Source organism: Flavobacterium psychrotrophum (assembly GCF_003403075.1).
Taxonomy (GTDB): Bacteria; Bacteroidota; Bacteroidia; order Flavobacteriales; family Flavobacteriaceae; genus Flavobacterium; species Flavobacterium psychrotrophum.
Genome location: NZ_CP031557.1, coordinates 1,994,193 through 2,010,293, shown reverse-complemented (window position 1 = coordinate 2,010,293; position 16,101 = coordinate 1,994,193). Strand labels below are relative to the sequence as shown.

The window sequence follows — 16,101 nt, the reverse complement described above, 5'->3', positions numbered from 1 at the left end:
AACTTTAATTACTGCTTCAAAAAATAATGTATCGCCGTCCAGGCCACCGGCCATTTTTCCAAAAAAGCACCGTGCCCGGCACCGGGAATCACACTTAGTTGGCCTTTTGGAATGAATTCAGCGGCATTTGCGGCATGTTCTACAGAAATAAAATTATCGTGGTCGCCCACCATTACCAAAACCGGGCATTGAATGGTGCTGAATAATTTTTGATCGGCCACCAATTTGGTGTTGAATTCATCCTGCACGCGGGCGAAGAGTTCCGGAAGCCTTTTTGGATCGGGCATCAGGGCCAGTTGCTGGTCCCAAAAAGGCATATCCAGTTGTAAGGCCTGCGCTACCGTAATGGCATTGGGCGTATCCCCGGGATGCCGTTCACCTGCACCCACCACTACTAACTTTTTGACTTTGGCAGGGTAAAGGCTGGCAAGCATATAGCCGGTATAGCCACCATCGCTAAAGCCTATTACCGTGGCACTGTCTTTAGTTACAGCATTGAGTACGGCAGCCGCGTCTTTAGCTTTAAGCTGGTAGGTGTGGGGCTGGTTGCCAAGCTCGGATTTTCCGTGCCCACGGGTGGAGATGGCAATGACCTGGTGGTTGGTTTTAAGGCTGTCTATAAAATGGTACATTTCGAATGTAGAACCAAATATACCACCATGCAATATTAGTACCGGGCTGCCTTTGCCGTATACTTCATAATATATTTTAGCATCGCCTGAGGTAATGTAATGGCCGGCAGTGGCGTTATTGCCGTAAGGAGTAGTGCCCTGTGGTGCAGCAACGGCCTGGAGGGCGTACCTCATGGGTTTTGGCTGCTGTTGTGCATATAAAGCTGTAGATAAAATTACAGCAACGGACAGAATGAAATTTTTCATAAAAAAATGGATGAATTATACAGCAAATTTAGGGTAGTAGTTACGACGTGCGGAATAACCTACTTTAATAAAAATACTTAACATAGTTTAAGGGTGCGGCTGATTTTAATACGATCGACATGTTCACTGCACCAGAATACGCTTTATAAAGCCCTGTCGCTGTTATTTTTCAGTGTGAACAGGCAACGCCTTGGACCCAGGTTTTATAATCATCCTCAGGTATTGGTCTTTAGAAATATAAGCAGCGATCCAGCTAAAACAGGTTTTTACCTTGTTCCTGAAATTAATTAGTGACAGTAAATGCACAAAAAGCCACATGAGCCATGCGATAAAACCGCTGAAATGCAGTTTTGGGTTGGATAGGTCCGCAACCGCTTTATTACGCCCTATAATGGCCATAGATCCTTTATCGTTGTACGAAAAGGGTTCTCTTTTGTTCTGCAACGTTTCTGCATGCAGGTTTTTGGCAAGGTGCGTTCCCTGCTGTATGGCTACCTGCGCTAATTGCGGATGCCCGTTAGGGAATCCCGCATCGGTTGTCTGGATGCAGGTATCACCGATGGCATAGATATTTGTTGATCCTGTTACTTTATTATACCCATCAACAATCAGGCGTTTACCCCTTCCATAATAGCTTTCCGGCAATCCGTTAAATACCTGTGCGGTTACACCTGCTGTCCATAGCAGGTTATGGGTTGCAATGGTACTCCCGTCGCCAAGAAAAACCGTGTCCCCATCAAAGTCTTTAACCAATTGGTTGAGCTTGATAATGACGCCCATACCTTGAAGGGATTTATACGTATAGTCCTGCGATGCCTTACGCATGGGTGCAAGAAGGGTAGGGAGCCCGTCCAGAACATAGATATCGATCGGCAGGTCCTTTAGGTTGGGATAGTCTTTGGCAATAACATTCTTTCTGAGGCCGGCAAGCATCCCTGCGATCTCTACACCTGTAGGCCCGCCACCGGCAATAACCATCGTGGTTAACTTGCGCCTTTCGTCTGCATCAGTACTCCTGGACGCGGCCTCAAAACGCTCCAGCAGCGTATTTTTTAAAAGCAGCGCATCGGCAATCGTTTTCATGGGCAGTGCGTTATTTTTAATATTTTCATTGCCAAAAAAATTACTGGTTGTTCCGGTTGCCATAATCAGCTGGTCGTAGTGTAAAGCACCGGTCGAGAGCACAACGGTATTTTTTTCCGGCTGGATTTCCAACAGTTCACCCATAAAAAAAGTAAAGTTAGGGTAGCCCCTAAAGTACTTACGGTACGGGTAGCTGATGTTAGAAACATCCAGAAAGCCGGTTGCCACCTGATACAATAGGGGTGGAAAGAAATTGTAATTATTGCGGTCCACCAGGGTAACGGTACAATTTTTATTGATCTGAAGTAATTTCTTGGCGGCATTAACACCGGCAAAGCCGCCGCCAATAATCACGATATGTTGTTTAGGTTCCATTTTTAATTTAGTTAAGTTTAGATGGTTGAAATACGTGTTGTACTTTTCAAAAGATCATTTCAAACTTTTAAATTGTTTTATTATTTCTCCATATTCTTTGGCACTGGCTTTTACGGTACGCTGCTGCGTGTCAAAATCGACATAGATCATCCCGAAGCGCCTGCCGTAGCCGGCAATCCATTCCAGGTTGTCATGGCTGGACCAGACATGGTAGCCAAAAACATTGACGCCTTCCCGTTTTGCGGACAGCATCGCTTCAATATGGGCTTTGATGTATCCTGCCCTTCGCGCATCGTTAACCTGCCCGTTGCTGAGCAGGTCGTCATTTTCAAACCCCGCGCCATTTTCTGTTATGATGATTGCCGGGTTACCGTATTCATCGCGCATCCTTAGCAATAAACGCTTAAGCTGGTCGGGCCTGTTGGCACCGTTGTAGGCATAATCAGTGTTTGGGAGTGTTGGGAAGGTAATCCCGTAAAAACCCGGCTGGGCGTCATTTTTCTGTACGATTAGTGGGGCGTAGTAATTAATGCCAAGGTAGGTCAGGCCGGCCTCACCGATCTCTTTCGCATCGGCCGCTCCGATTTTCAAATGTAAACGGTGCTCCGCTGCGTACTCTAAAATATCCTGTGGATACGAGCCTTTATAAATAGCGTCGAGAAACCACCGGTTTACGATACCATCAATAAATTCCGCCGCTTTTGCCGAGTGGGCGTCAACAGCTATGGTTGGGAAGAGCGGAATGGCAATACCGGCTTCCCCCTGAGGTATCCCATACGTATGGAATATCTTTGCAGCCCGGGCGGCAGCCAAAAGTTTATGGTTAAACTGGTTGAGGGCTGTTGCCAGGTTTTCCGGTGCAGGGATAACAGAAAAGGGCGCATTTTCTTTACTGATTATTGACTTTGCCTGCAGTGTCATATCTGTTTCAATAAGGATTTCGTTACTGATTACATATATTTTAACAAGGTCTTTAAAATTGTCAAAAACCACCCTTGCATAATCAGCGAACCATTCGATGGACTGCCTGTTATCCCAGCCGCCTTTGTTGTAGAGTTCCAGGGGCATATCCCAGTGGTACAATGTCATTACGGGCTCAATGCCTGCAGCTTTTAGGTCTTTAACAAAAGTCCGGTAGTGGTCTATGGCGACAGTGTTTACCTTTCCGGTACCCGTCGGTATAATACGGGGCCACGAGATAGAGAAACGGTAACTGGTAAGCCCGAGTTCCTTAAATAATTTAATATCTTTCAGGTATTGGGTGCGGTCATAAAAGTTTATGGCTACATTTCCATTGACCCCTTTTCCGGCGACCTGGTAGCGGTTCATCCATTCATCCCAATTGGACTGGCCTTTACCATCGGCTGTCGGTGCACCTTCTACCTGGTAGGATGCAGAAGCTGCGCCCCACAAGAAGGCATTGTTTTTAAAATACGAAGTTTGATTCATTTGATTTGTAGTGGATTGTGCGGATAGCCGCAGGGATATGGTAAGCAGCAGCGTAGTGCATACTATTATTTTTTTCATTGTTTTAATTTTAGTGAAACGGATGGCTGCAACCGCAAAGCAACGCAGATTTGGAAGCTAATAATTGTGTTAGCAGCACTGCCTATTACCTGTGAAAAATTTACCGGACTCTATTTTGAAGATAGTTTTCAAGCTGGATTCAGCACATTAAATTTTGCTTAATTTTAATGATTCAAAATTAAGCAATGATTCTCTTTCCATACTTAATCTATGTTAAGAATAACCCTTAATCTTTTTTAAGAGCCTTGCCTTGTGAATAGTTAAAGAATTGATTTTTAGTTTATATTTATTTTAGCCTATTGGTTTGCAACTGCTGAAGATATCCTGAAGAACATTATAAGTAGTACTGCTTTGTGTATCCTTTTGCCAATTAATTTACCTTTGCACAAACGATGTAAATTGCCGATAGGAATAGTTAAATGGAAACAGGGGATATTACACAGATAAAAAAACTATTGTTGGAAACTGCTGAGCTGTTATTTTCAGACAGCGGTTACAGCGGTACGTCCATCAGGGATATTGCAAAACGGGCTGCTGTTAATGTCGCTTTGGTCAACTATCACTTTGGCTCAAAAGAGAACCTGTACCTCACAATTTTTAAGCGGAGGTTTGCGGCCTATGAAACGGCGCTAGCTACTATGGACAGCAGGGAAGGGGCTGGTAAAAAGCTCGACGCCTTTCTTGACATCTATGGTAATTTTATTGACAGCCACCGCAATTTCCATCGCCTGCTAAGCAGGGAAATTACCCTCCTGCACCATTCCTCTATCAAAGAGGTCATTACCGCGGGTACCCGGAAAAACTATGAATTGGTAAAAAAAATTATACAGGATGGGATAGCGAGCGGCACATTTAAAAATGTAAATGTAGACCTGGTTACCTTAAACATCATTGCTTTCGTACCGCGCATTTTTTCGGGAAGCCCATTCATTACCGATATTTTCGAGTGGCAGCATTCAGGCCTTCAGGATAAAGAAGTTGTCAGCATTCAGTTAAAAGAATATTTTCATTCTATCTTAAGTAACTGATGAGGACGAAACTATTCCGTATGGTCAGCCCCTTGGTTTCTACTGATAAAAAAGCCGACCACATTTTAAAAAAAGGAATAGCATTCACCTGTAAATGGATGTTTAAAAACCTACCTGGCAGATTGTCCAGGTAGGTATCATAACTTTTTGAACTAAAATCAATTAATTCAATACTCCGGATGTTTCATACACAAGCCCCCTGTAACAGGCATTGTAGATTTCTTTAAGGTCTTCCAGAGAAGGGGTGCGTGGGTTAAAGCCGGTACACGGATCTATAAGTGCATTATTGGCGATATAGTCAAGATTTTTATCCCAGTCTTCCTGAGAAATCCCAAATTCCTTAAGCGACGCCATATTGTTTACGTCGCTTCGTAATCCTTCTATAGCCTGCGCCAGTTCCTCGGCCGTTTCCAATCCAATGACTTTTGCAAGTGCCGGGTATTTTTGGGTTGCTGTGGCATTAAAACGGATTACGTTAGGAAGGAAGATAGCGTTGGCAGCTCCGTGCGGGATACCGTATAAAGCACCAACCTGATGCGATAAGGAGTGTACAATCCCTAACCACGCATTATTAAAGGCAAGCCCTCCCATAAAAGAGGCGTCGTGCATGTTCTGGCGCGCCGCAATATTTGTAGGGTTGTTAACGGCCTCCTGAAGATTGTCAAACACAATTTCCAGGCCACCCTTTGCCAATACGTCCGCATAGTTGTTATCAATGTTCGATACGTAGGCCTCTACACAATGTGTCAGTGCATCCAGCCCTGTATTGGATGTGATGTGTGCCGGCATTGATGCGCAAATCTCCCCGTCGACTATAGCAATGTCCGGTGTTAGCTCGTAGGATACGATTGGGTACTTTACACCTTTGTCGCGGTCCGTTATAACTGCAAGGCCGGTTGTTTCCGTTCCGGTTCCGCTCGTTGATGGAATGGCTATAAACCTGGCCTTGTTTCGCAATACAGGAACGCTGAAAGGCTTAAGTAAAGAATCAAAGTCCGTATCAGGGTGCTCGTAAAAAATCCACATCGTCTTAGCGGCATCGATGGCCGAGCAACCCCCAAGGCCAATGATCCAGTCGGGCTGGAATTCCAACATGGCTTCTGCACCCTTAAAGCTTGTTGCTGATGAGGGATCTTCTTCCACACCATCAAAAATTTTGGTTTCTGTTCCTGCCTCCTGTAAAAATGCTACTGCTTTATCCAGTGTTCCGCTTCGTTTCATGGAGCTTCCCCCTGTAACAATAAATGCCCTTTTTCCTTTAATATTTTTTAATTCTGCAAGGCTTCCAGCGCCGTGGAAAACCTCTCCTGCAATAAATAATTTGCTCATCTTTTTATAGTTATAATTACTACTGCAAAGGTAGATGGGCAGGCAGGGCAGGATGTTATACAGATACTACTACGCGGTATAAATTTGTGCCAGCTCGTTTTGAAGCTCGGTGGGCGTTTCTTTGAGTTTTGATTTAACGAATTTATTAAGAGCCGATGGGGAGCTGAAGCCCAGGTCAAATGCGATCTCTTTGTGCGAAAGGTCTGAAAACAACAATTGCCGTTTTATTTCGGTAAGTATGCGGTTATGTATAGCATTAATGGCCGTTTCTCCACAATGTTTTTTAGTTATCTCATTGAGTTTTTTAGTAGTAATGGACAGTTTTGAGGCGTAATACTGCACCGTGCGTTCACTTTTGTATTGCTGGTTGAGCAGCTTTTTAAAGCTTATATAGGCGTTCTGGCTGGAATCCTGGGCATCGTGATGCACTACGGGATGCAGCCCGTGAATGGATTCTATAAGCCCTAAAAGGAATATTTTGATATAAAAACGCGCCTGCTCTTTTTTTACCAGGCTGGGGGCGGTATAAATGTCCTGTATGCTTTTTATAAGGGGCAGCACCTTTTCGAATTCCGTGCTGGAAAGTGCTGTAGCATTAAGGTGTGCCGCAAGGTTGACATTGTAGGCGCTGAGTTCGTTTTTCAAAATATCGGAGCAAAACAATATCTCTTCAAACAAAATTATTTTACCTGTCAGGTCATCGCTGAGGTCTGATACAAAGTGGAACTGATCTGGAAAGATAATGGATATTTTGCCTGATTTGAGTAAATGTAACTTGTCTTCGATATGGACATCAATTTTTCCGGCTTCAACCCCAATAATACAAAAATGGTCTTTTTTGTGAGGAAGCAGGTAGCTTTCCAGGTGCTCTTTATCTAAATTAAACACGCGGAATGACAAATTCCTGTCCGCCTCTTTTTGGATATTTTTTTTGATCTCTAACCTTTTTACGTCCATAGGATACTGTTGTCTTTAGTTATTGCCGTTTTAGCCTTACCTTCTTCCTTAACGGAGGGCACCTTTTTTTATCCAGTGCATTTGGCCTTTTAATTGGGCCTCAACTTTTTATAATAGGGTAGTGGTAGGAATTTGCCTGGCTTAAGCAGCGGTCCAGTCGATGGCAAATATGCGTCTTGTGCTGCGGCAAGTTACTAATCGGATTCCAGGCTTACCCTTAAACTAGATTAAGATTCATTCTTAAACTGCATTATTATAAAAGCATTTTATTTTTCGCAATTTTGCTTTTTGATATAAACCAAAATAGCAGACTATGATTACCGTAACCGGAACCTTTACCGCAAAAAAAGAAAAAACAGAAATAATCCTTGCCGGTGCCCAGGCCGTACAGAAAGCCTCGTTAGCTAATGACAGGGGGTGCCATGAATATAAATTTCATCAGTTAAGCGATAATCCTGCCAGCTTTTTTGTATATGAGATATGGGAAGATATGGAGAGCCTCCAAAAACATGGAAATAGCGCGCACTTCCACGAATTTGCCGCCTTGCTGGAAGGAAGCCTGGATGCGGAACTTGATATCAGGGTGTATAATGCCATTTAAAAGTTAACGCCGCTGTCTAAGTTTACTTCCCACTCGACAGGCAGTACAAACTTGCCTATTCCATCAATCAAATAACACGAAGCAGTATTTAAAAGAAACGCCCGAAAAACTGATTTCGGGCGTCCTTTAACTATTGTCTAGACTGTAAAAGCTTTTCTAAGAACAATTTTTAAAATTTAAAGCAGGTTAATTAAAACTCTTCAACACCGTTTAATTCAATATTCCAAAATTTGCCGGTCTGGGTGTTTTCAGTAATGGCTTTATAGATACCGTCTACCGACTGGTCAAGCGTTACCGGTGCCGTATCGCCTCCCATGCGCGTTTGTACCCAGCCCGGGTGCAATGGGGTAACATTTATATTTTTAGCGGCAAGCCTCTGGCTTAGCATTACGGCATAGATATTAATAGCGGCTTTAGACATGCGGTAGGCCGGGGCATTAGGGGCGAGGTTGCGGAGTAGTGCCATAGCTGTGGATAAAAATACAATCTGGCCACCCTCTTGTACAAAATCAAGGAACGCTTCCGTAAACAGTACCGTACCAGTTGTATTGGTAGCGAAGGTAGCGTTCATTAAAGCCGCCGTAGGTATTTCGTCGCCCAGATCCAGGCCAACACCTGCGTTATTTACCAGGCAGTCCAGTTTGATGCCAAGATTTTTAACCGCTTCAGCCGCTATTTTGATGCTTTCTTCATCGCTGATATCCCCCTTGATAATAGTCAGGTTTGGATGCGAAAAGTCGGCAATTTCCCCGGAGCGCGTTATTGCAATTACTGCTGCGCCTTCATTTAATAACTTTTTTGTAAGGCCAAGGCCTATACCGTTGCTTGCACCGGTTACCAGTACATTTTTAATCGAATTGCTCATATTTTGTGTAGCTAATTGTTGCACTACGCAACTTGTGATTTGTTGAACTTGAAGGTCAAAAATAGGTATTTATTGAACTTATAGGGGATGATAAGCTATAAATTGTAATTTTGTTCGTTATATTTGAACTTATGAACCAGTCCGTAAAAAAAACGTTCCAAATACTGGAATATATCGCTTCCAATGGCAATTTTGTGCGGCTTAATGACGTGGCGCAGGCAGTAGATTTAAAGAAAAATACCGTCCACGGTTACCTCGACACACTAAAGCAATTGGGTTACCTGGAACAGGATGATATCAGCCCCAGGTATAAAATCAGCTCAAAGATCGAATCCTTACAGGTCCCGTCTTTTTCTGTGAATACCCTAAAGCAGGAACTTCGCCCTGTACTGGAAAGAATATCCAATCTAACAAAAGAATCGTCGTACCTGGCCGTGCAGATGGGATCGTATTACAGGTACGAACTTACATGTGAGCCCAACAGGGCGGTTAAGATTACACTGAATATGGGGAAAGATTACGAGATGACCACCACGGCAATAGGCAAATGTTTCCTTGCTTATTCCCACCATTTGCAGGAAAGCCTGCGTAAGCAGCATGCAGAAGGAGATTTCGCAGCCATTGAAGAAGAAGTCAGCACTATTGTAAAAACAGGTTATGCGTTGGATGTTGAGGCCTATGATCCTGATCTCAATTGTGTGGCCATACCTATTTTCTTTAAAAACAAGCCTATTGCGGTACTTTGTGTCTCGGGGCCGTCATTCCGGTTTAAAGAGGCTCAGTTTCTTGAAAGTTTGCGGATTATGGATGCTGTGCTATTGGAGCATGGAAAGTACCAGCATAAAATGGCCCTGTAAGTAAAGTTAGGAACCTTTCATTGCTACATTAATGAATAAGATAGCTATTTGCGATAGCCCCAACGTATACCGTTAGCATGTTACCAAATAAAATTTTGTGGGTATTGTATCTGGTTATGGGTATGATAACAAAAGCCCCTTTGAAAGGGGCTTGACATTCTGACATAGGATCATTATTTAAGGGATAGGAGGTGTAATCCAGCTAACCAACAAAATAACAAATGCAACTACTTCTGCTTTTACTGCATTCATAAAAAAGGGCATTAATTATATTTGTCACGACCTGCAAAATACAGTTTACCGAACGGCTATCAAATAATCATTCCTGCCTGAAATTCCGGATCTGTCTTTTTGTACAGTGCTGTTGGCTCAACAGTTACAACTACCTCAAATGTCGGCCCCACATTTAAGGCCAGTACATGCCCGCCTTTCACTGTGCCATCCCTAAAAGAAGCGGTTGCATGTGCATGCACAATAGGCTTTGTATCCATCCAGGTTATATTGCCCGTAAATGAAGTCACTTCAGCAATTCCAACAGGAATTACCTGGTATTTCAGGCGGTCAAAATCAAACCAGCCCAACTCAAGGCTAAAGGCACTTCCTATACCAGCGAAGTGGGCACTTTTGACATCGTAGGTAAGCGCAAAATCCAATAACCCGGACAGGGCTTCATCCCCTTTCGAAAAAATGACCATATACGTCCTCACATCACCATGGGTGCTCAGTAATTTAACATTCATTGCAGGTGCATTACCCGGCGCCACCTGATGGGATGTGGATCTAAATTCTTCTTCCTTCATTATTGTTTTTCTTTACTATCAATATCAATCAATCCCGCATTAAATTCTTCATTTAATTTTTTAAACAATTGTGTTGGTTCCACGGTAACGATAATTTCAAGCGTTGGCCCAACGATCAATTCCAGTAAATGGCCACCTTTAACAGAACCATCTTTTATAGAAGCCGTAACATGCGTGTGGGCTACCGGCTTGTTATGATACCAGGCTATGTCTCCGGTAAATGAGGTAACCTCGGCCTCAGCAATGGGTACTACGAGGAATTGCTTACGTTCGTAATCAAACCATCCGACTTCTAAACTCAGGGCATCACCAATAGCTTGATAGTGTGCACTTTTTACATTGTACTTTTGCGCAAATTCTGTAAGCCCTGATACGGCTTCATCACCTTTGGCCAGAATAATTATGTACGTTTTTACATCACCCACCGTACTCAACAATTTAACTTTCATGCCTGGAGCTTTACCAGGTTCCCCATATTTTGTTGCAGACCTGTATTCCTGTGCCTGAGAACTCATTTGTAATCCAATGGTAGCAATTAATGCTAATACTAACCTTTTGTAGTTCAATTTCATCTTTGTTTATTTAATGCCTGATGCAGGCGGTTACTAATTTAAGTTATGGGCTTCTGCTTCCACAGCTTAATCAAAGCTGTTGTAAGCATATTATACAACAAACTCATATGCTGATAATTGCATATTAAAGCTTAGCTTATAATTCGAAATTAGCAACTATAGTATTGGAAAAATTAAATATTTTGTTAACATGTCCAATAGTTCGCTAATGTTGAACAAATGGTTTAGTTACAGGCAGTGCAGTCGGTAATTTTAAAGGCCAGCCAGGCTCATCACGGCGTTTTATAATAGCATTGCTAACTATAACATTGTAAAAATTGCAGGTTTTGAGCACCATAAAATAATAGACCCATTAATACCTTAGGTACAGATGTCAGATAAGCCGCGGTTATTACATGTAAGCTTTTTCGTTACCGCCTCAAACAGCGGAATAAGCTTTAGAATATGAAATCGTTTTTTAAGGCGCGTTAATCGATTAAAATTAAAAAATGTTTACGGTGTACTATCATTCTGCTGGAATTACTATATGGTGTTTCAAAAACACGGTTATCTTCCGTTTTTATTATGCCATTAGTCGTGGTACAATTAGAAATAACAAAATAAGTAAATTTAAGCCGAATAAGGATGTCTGCTGAATATTCAGCTTTTCATTTAGGACGCCTATCATCGAAATGCTAAGCTTTCTTTTTATTGGGAAGAATTTCCGATTTTCGGGAACGGGCACTTAATATTTTCGATAGCTAGGCATCGGCTACATGCATTTGTTCCATCAGGAATTTAATAGCTTCTAAAGGGAATGGCTTAGGAATTGGATAATATTCATCTTCATATTATTTAATCGGCATTGAAAGGATTTCCAGTTCGTCGGATTCTTCGGTGTTGGTTAATTCATGGCTAATGTGCATATATTATTTCAAAGATGCTCAAAGAGAGGATTGCGAAATCAAAAAGGATAGCCTTTATGATTAAACAACACGTCTGTTGAATGAAAAAGCCTGCTTTTAACGGCAGGCTTTCTTATAATTATTTTTCTTGATTTAGCACAGCTTTCAGTTCCGCCTGGAATTGATCTGCTTCTTTTTTATTTCGTATCGAGCGTGAGAGGGCGTTATCCGGCCTTGACCCATTAAATGCAGGTAATGGAGCCGATGGCTGTTTCTGTTCTGCCGCCATTTTAAAAATAGCATCTATAGCATGTTGCATTTTCTCTTTCATAATAACAAAGATATTAAAAGTTTTTATTTGAGTGACTGCACAGGTTTTAAATTTATCAGGTAATAACGGTACAAATCATTTGTTTTCCTTTGAAAATCAAAAGCTTCAGGCCGTGGCTTAAAATATGCAGCGCCGGACAGGTCGCGCTCTACATCGCCAGATCTAAGCAAACGTACATACCAGTCAACACCGGTAAGGATCAGGGTTTCCTCTAAGGGATGTCTGTTAGAGCTGAACATCCTGTGGTATAAATAGGCCCGCCGGTCATCAGAACCGTCGATTCCGATAGCTAAGGAAGGGTTGCGCTCCAGGAACGCTATCGCTACTAAAATTACCGTTGAGAACACCTTACCCGGATTTGAATGGTTGAGTGAAACCGTATCGCTAAAGCTACCTGCACCATCCGGTGGCCCAAACCCTAAATTATACACATTGGAAAGTAAGGGGTCATTAATATTACGTATCTGTACGATTAGTTCAGCTACACCTCCTTTTTTCTGAGGTGAATAAAACCTAAAATCCGTCAGGTCCTGGCTAACGTAATGGGGTACTATGGTATCTTCAAGATTGATTTTGATCATGGTTAACAGGTTTTATATTTTTCCTTAACCGCCCTGATCTCTTCTTCCAGCCTGCTTAACAGGTCAGCGTCCTCCTTCGATATTTGTGGCTTGGCACTAAGCTTCCGGTCTAGAAGTGACATTTCCCTCCCGATGGTCAGCTGTTCTGTCATAGCGTAAGCCTCTGTCTGTTTTATCGAGTTGTGCCCCAGCATTTCCTTTACCACATGGATAGGCACATCATTATTGAGCGTCACGGTACTGGCAAAAGTTCGCCGGGCCATGTGGGTATTCAGTAACACATCTAATTGGCAAAGTGAGCCAATTTCCTTTAGGTATTCGTTCATCTTCTGGTTGGAGGATACCGGGAGTATTGTATTACGTTCTACACAGATGGGATGGTCTTTATAGTGCTCAATCAGCTCCAAAGCTTTAGGGAGTAGTGGTATATTCGTCTCATTGCCCGTTTTCTGGCGTGAGGACATGATCCAGTACCGGTCATCAATTCCAATCTTTATATCGCTTTTTCGCAAATTGTAAACATCGATGTAGGCCAGCCCAGTGTAACATTGAAATATAAACACGTCCCTGATCACGGTAAGCCGCTGCGTTGTAAACGTGTAGTTTTCCAAAATCCGTAGTTCCCTGCTGTTAAGGGGCTTCTTTATCGTTTTAGTCTTTTTGCGCTTAAAAGCTTTGAAGGGGTCGGATGGGATGATGTTCTTATCTACAGTCCGGTTAATGATCTTCCTGAGGCAGGCAATGTACTTCAGTGCAGAATTATTTATACATTTCCTGACGGTCTTAAGGTAAAGTTCAAATCCGCTGATAAAATCGTAGTCAAGTTCACGCAGTTCGATGTCCTCTCTGTCATATTTATACTTGATATAATTTTGAACATGCGTACGCGTGTAGGTATAGCGCTTGTAGGTTGCCATGGCATAGTCGGCAGGGACAAGCGATAACATTTCATCATTGTGGACCTGAAATTCCTCCAGCAACAATGCCTTTGAGGTAGCCCTTCCCAGTATGAAATCAATGATCCTTTGGGCAGAGATTGTCTTCTCTGTATACATCAGGTCTAACTTGAACTGATTAATTTTCATGACCATCGTGTCTAAAAAAAGGTTCAAAATTCGGGCGTCTTCTTTTGCACCGATTGCGCGTTCAGATTTGGCATCCCAGCGCTTGGGATCCCAGGTTCTTTTGGTTGAAATCTCTTTACGGATACCATCTACGGATACACGAACGTACACGTAACGCAGTGTAGGTTCCTTGCGGGACGGCTTTAACATGAAGCTTAAGCCATAGCTTTTCTCTAACATAATTCAAAAAATTAAAAATTAATAATGTAGAATTATGAAGCAATCACGGTAAACCAAACACAAGGGTACTTTAAGTCTTTCAGTGTCTTAAACTGTCTTTCAGTGCATTTATTGGTGCAATTTTTCGGGCAATTGACATTGCACCGGCAAATGACCCAACTTTATGTGCATTTTTGAAAATTTTGAAGATTACAGGTGGACATAAAAAAACCTGCAAACGTTCAAATTTGCAGGTTTTATAGGCTTTTCGAGACATTTTGTGCGTTTTTGGCAACTTTGAAAAGTATGCCTAAAACTGTCTCAGTGGAATCGCCGGGAATCGAACCCGGGTCCAAACAGGGAAGCAAAGAGCTTTCTACACGCTTAGTTTTCGCTTGGTTTTTCGTTAGTGTGCAAGGCCGAAAACTGCCACACACCACTTATCTTCTGTTTTCTCAGGGCTTCCGCGAAGCAAAGAAACCCCCAGGTTTACTTTTACGGTTCTCCTAAACGAAACGCCATAAACCAGGGCTTTTCAGGAGAATCCTGCCTCCCTGCCTTGCAGGGACGAGGCTAATCTTACTTTAATTTAGATTAAGCAGCTAGAGCGTAGTTATTTTCGCCGTTTAAATGTTTGAAGCGATGATGTACGGAAACAGCTTCATTTCCCGACGTGCTTACTGTTCAGTTCGGCCTGCTGTCAAAACCAGTCGACCCCATAAATCAATAATAACGCAAATATAACACCATTTTTTAGAAGATTTAAAAATAAATCTTAATATTTACTGGTTACGAATATATAAAAATTGTTACATTTGAATGCTTTACTTTTTTTATAGTTAAATTTAGTATCTTTTTAATCTATTATGTTAGTAGAGTAACAAAACAAATAATGGAATCGGTAAGCTATGAAATTTGGGATATTAAGAGAGCGTAAATCGCCTCCGGACAAAAGGGTTGTTTTCTCTCCGGCCATGCTGGCAGAGTTTAAAAAACAGTTTCCCCAGGCTATGTTTAAAATAGAGTCGTCAGATGTTAGAATCTTTTCAGATGACCTGTATAAGGATTTGGGGTTTGAAGTAGGGGAGGACCTTACAGACTGTGATGTACTACTGGGAGTAAAAGAAGTGCCTGTTGATGCTCTTATAGCAGGTAAAAAATATTTTTTCTTTTCTCATACGATAAAAAAACAACCGCACAACAAAAAAATGTTGCAGGCTATAATTGATAAGGACATTACTTTATATGATCATGAAACAGTTATTGATGCACAAGGCCGTCGTCTTATAGGCTTTGGCAGATATGCGGGGCTTGTAGGAACATACAATGCTTTCAGGGCATTTGGTATTAAATATGAACTTCATAATCTTCCGAAGGCAGAAATCCTGCCAGACAAAGACGCATTGGTTGCAAGGCTTAAAAAATTGATATTTCCTCCTTTAAAAATAGTGCTTACCGGTAAAGGTAAAGTAGGCTTAGGTGCAAAAGAAATGCTTGATGCCATAAGAATTAAAGAAGTTTCGCCTGCAGATTTTCTTGCAAAATCATACAGTGGGCCTGTATATACTCATCTTGATGTGCTTGATTATAATAAGCGTATTGATGGTACTGCTACTACAAACAAGCTGGAGTTTTATAACAATCCTCAAGAATTTGTTTCTGATTTTGAAAAATATGCTAATGTTGCTGACATGTATATTGCCGGGCATTTTTATGGTAACAATGCACCAGATATATTAACTCGTGAGATGCTGCGAAAAAATAATTGCAGGATAAAAGTAGTTGCAGATATATCTTGCGATGTTGATGGCCCTATAGCATCTACAATACGATCAAGCAGCATAGCTAACCCTTTGTATGGCTACAACCCGTCAACAGGACAAGAGGTTGATATTTACCATCCGCTTGCTGTTGTTGTAATGGCGGTAGACAACCTGCCTTGTGAGCTACCCCGTGATGCCAGCGAAGGTTTTGGCAAAATGTTTTTAGACCATGTAGTTCCGGCTTTTTTTAATGATGACAAAGATGAAATCTTAAAACGAGCAGCAATAGCTTCGAACGGACGGCTTTCGCCCCGGTTTAATTACCTCAATGATTATGTAAAAGAAAACGTGCCCCACTTATAGGGGCATTTTTTTTGGTACAGGGTT

At 42.1% G+C, this 16,101-nt stretch carries 15 protein-coding genes and 1 other RNA gene; 4 read left to right on the top strand and 12 right to left on the bottom strand.

The genetic code is table 11. The features are described from left to right. Positions 1 to 8 precede the first annotated feature (8 nt). From DYH63_RS08715 to DYH63_RS08705, 3 genes are all read right to left on the bottom strand, one after another. Positions 9 to 878, bottom strand: coding sequence for an alpha/beta fold hydrolase (locus DYH63_RS08715; protein WP_116788443.1), 870 nt, complete (start codon positions 876 to 878; stop codon positions 9 to 11). 162 nt (positions 879 to 1,040) lie between these two features. Beyond that, positions 1,041 to 2,336 (bottom strand): NAD(P)/FAD-dependent oxidoreductase, encoded by a 1,296-nt coding sequence (locus DYH63_RS08710; RefSeq protein ID WP_116788442.1) that lies wholly within the window; start codon positions 2,334 to 2,336, stop codon positions 1,041 to 1,043. 54 nt (positions 2,337 to 2,390) lie between these two features. Then, the gene (locus DYH63_RS08705; RefSeq protein ID WP_205528293.1) at positions 2,391 to 3,863 is read right to left on the bottom strand and encodes a glycoside hydrolase family 1 protein; all 1,473 of its coding nucleotides are present in this window, start codon (positions 3,861 to 3,863) and stop codon (positions 2,391 to 2,393) included. Between the two features lie 419 nt (positions 3,864 to 4,282). On the opposite strand from DYH63_RS08705, the gene DYH63_RS08700 reads away from it, so the two are divergent. After that, positions 4,283 to 4,891, top strand: a complete 609-nt coding sequence (locus DYH63_RS08700; protein ID WP_116788441.1) for a TetR/AcrR family transcriptional regulator — start codon at positions 4,283 to 4,285, stop codon at positions 4,889 to 4,891. Positions 4,892 to 5,053: 162 nt separating this feature from the next. Here the strand turns inward: DYH63_RS08700 and DYH63_RS08695 are convergent, their stop codons facing one another. Together DYH63_RS08695 and DYH63_RS08690 are read right to left on the bottom strand one after the other, a co-directional pair. Further along, positions 5,054 to 6,220 carry an iron-containing alcohol dehydrogenase gene (locus tag DYH63_RS08695; protein ID WP_116788440.1) on the bottom strand — a complete coding sequence of 389 codons (1,167 nt, stop codon included), beginning with the start codon at positions 6,218 to 6,220 and terminating at the stop codon, positions 5,054 to 5,056. Between the two features lie 69 nt (positions 6,221 to 6,289). Next, positions 6,290 to 7,177: an AraC family transcriptional regulator gene (locus tag DYH63_RS08690; RefSeq protein ID WP_116788439.1), complete on the bottom strand. Its 888-nt coding sequence runs from the start codon at positions 7,175 to 7,177 to the stop codon at positions 6,290 to 6,292. A 313-nt stretch (positions 7,178 to 7,490) separates the two neighbouring features. On the opposite strand from DYH63_RS08690, the gene DYH63_RS08685 reads away from it, so the two are divergent. Then, positions 7,491 to 7,778 (top strand): putative quinol monooxygenase, encoded by a 288-nt coding sequence (locus DYH63_RS08685; protein WP_116788438.1) that lies wholly within the window; start codon positions 7,491 to 7,493, stop codon positions 7,776 to 7,778. Between the two features lie 190 nt (positions 7,779 to 7,968). On the opposite strand, the gene DYH63_RS08680 is transcribed toward DYH63_RS08685, so the two are convergent. Further along, the gene (locus DYH63_RS08680) at positions 7,969 to 8,643 is read right to left on the bottom strand and encodes an SDR family NAD(P)-dependent oxidoreductase (protein WP_116788437.1); all 675 of its coding nucleotides are present in this window, start codon (positions 8,641 to 8,643) and stop codon (positions 7,969 to 7,971) included. 131 nt (positions 8,644 to 8,774) lie between these two features. Between DYH63_RS08680 and DYH63_RS08675 the strand changes: the two genes are divergently transcribed. Next, a complete protein-coding gene (locus DYH63_RS08675; protein WP_116788436.1) occupies positions 8,775 to 9,500 on the top strand; it encodes an IclR family transcriptional regulator in 726 nt (241 codons plus the stop codon). 311 nt (positions 9,501 to 9,811) lie between these two features. On the opposite strand, the gene DYH63_RS08670 is transcribed toward DYH63_RS08675, so the two are convergent. The 6 genes from DYH63_RS08670 to ssrA form a co-directional block, all read right to left on the bottom strand. Then, positions 9,812 to 10,300 (bottom strand): PPC domain-containing DNA-binding protein, encoded by a 489-nt coding sequence (locus DYH63_RS08670; RefSeq protein ID WP_116788435.1) that lies wholly within the window; start codon positions 10,298 to 10,300, stop codon positions 9,812 to 9,814. Then, a complete protein-coding gene (locus DYH63_RS08665) occupies positions 10,300 to 10,872 on the bottom strand; it encodes a PPC domain-containing DNA-binding protein (RefSeq protein WP_116788434.1) in 573 nt (190 codons plus the stop codon). Before DYH63_RS08665 ends, DYH63_RS08670 begins: the two co-directional genes overlap by 1 nt. A 1,023-nt stretch (positions 10,873 to 11,895) precedes the next feature. Further along, positions 11,896 to 12,087 (bottom strand): hypothetical protein, encoded by a 192-nt coding sequence (locus tag DYH63_RS08655; protein WP_116788433.1) that lies wholly within the window; start codon positions 12,085 to 12,087, stop codon positions 11,896 to 11,898. Between the two features lie 23 nt (positions 12,088 to 12,110). Then, complete coding sequence (locus DYH63_RS08650; protein WP_116788432.1) at positions 12,111 to 12,668, bottom strand: DUF6934 family protein; 558 nt, start codon at positions 12,666 to 12,668, stop codon at positions 12,111 to 12,113. Between the two features lie 2 nt (positions 12,669 to 12,670). Further along, positions 12,671 to 13,972 (bottom strand): site-specific integrase, encoded by a 1,302-nt coding sequence (locus DYH63_RS08645; RefSeq protein WP_116788431.1) that lies wholly within the window; start codon positions 13,970 to 13,972, stop codon positions 12,671 to 12,673. A 301-nt stretch (positions 13,973 to 14,273) separates the two neighbouring features. After that, positions 14,274 to 14,669: a transfer-messenger RNA gene (ssrA, locus tag DYH63_RS08640) on the bottom strand. Positions 14,670 to 14,859: 190 nt separating this feature from the next. On the opposite strand from ssrA, the gene DYH63_RS08635 reads away from it, so the two are divergent. Further along, positions 14,860 to 16,077 (top strand): NAD(P)-dependent oxidoreductase, encoded by a 1,218-nt coding sequence (locus DYH63_RS08635; RefSeq protein WP_116788430.1) that lies wholly within the window; start codon positions 14,860 to 14,862, stop codon positions 16,075 to 16,077. Positions 16,078 to 16,101 lie beyond the last annotated feature (24 nt).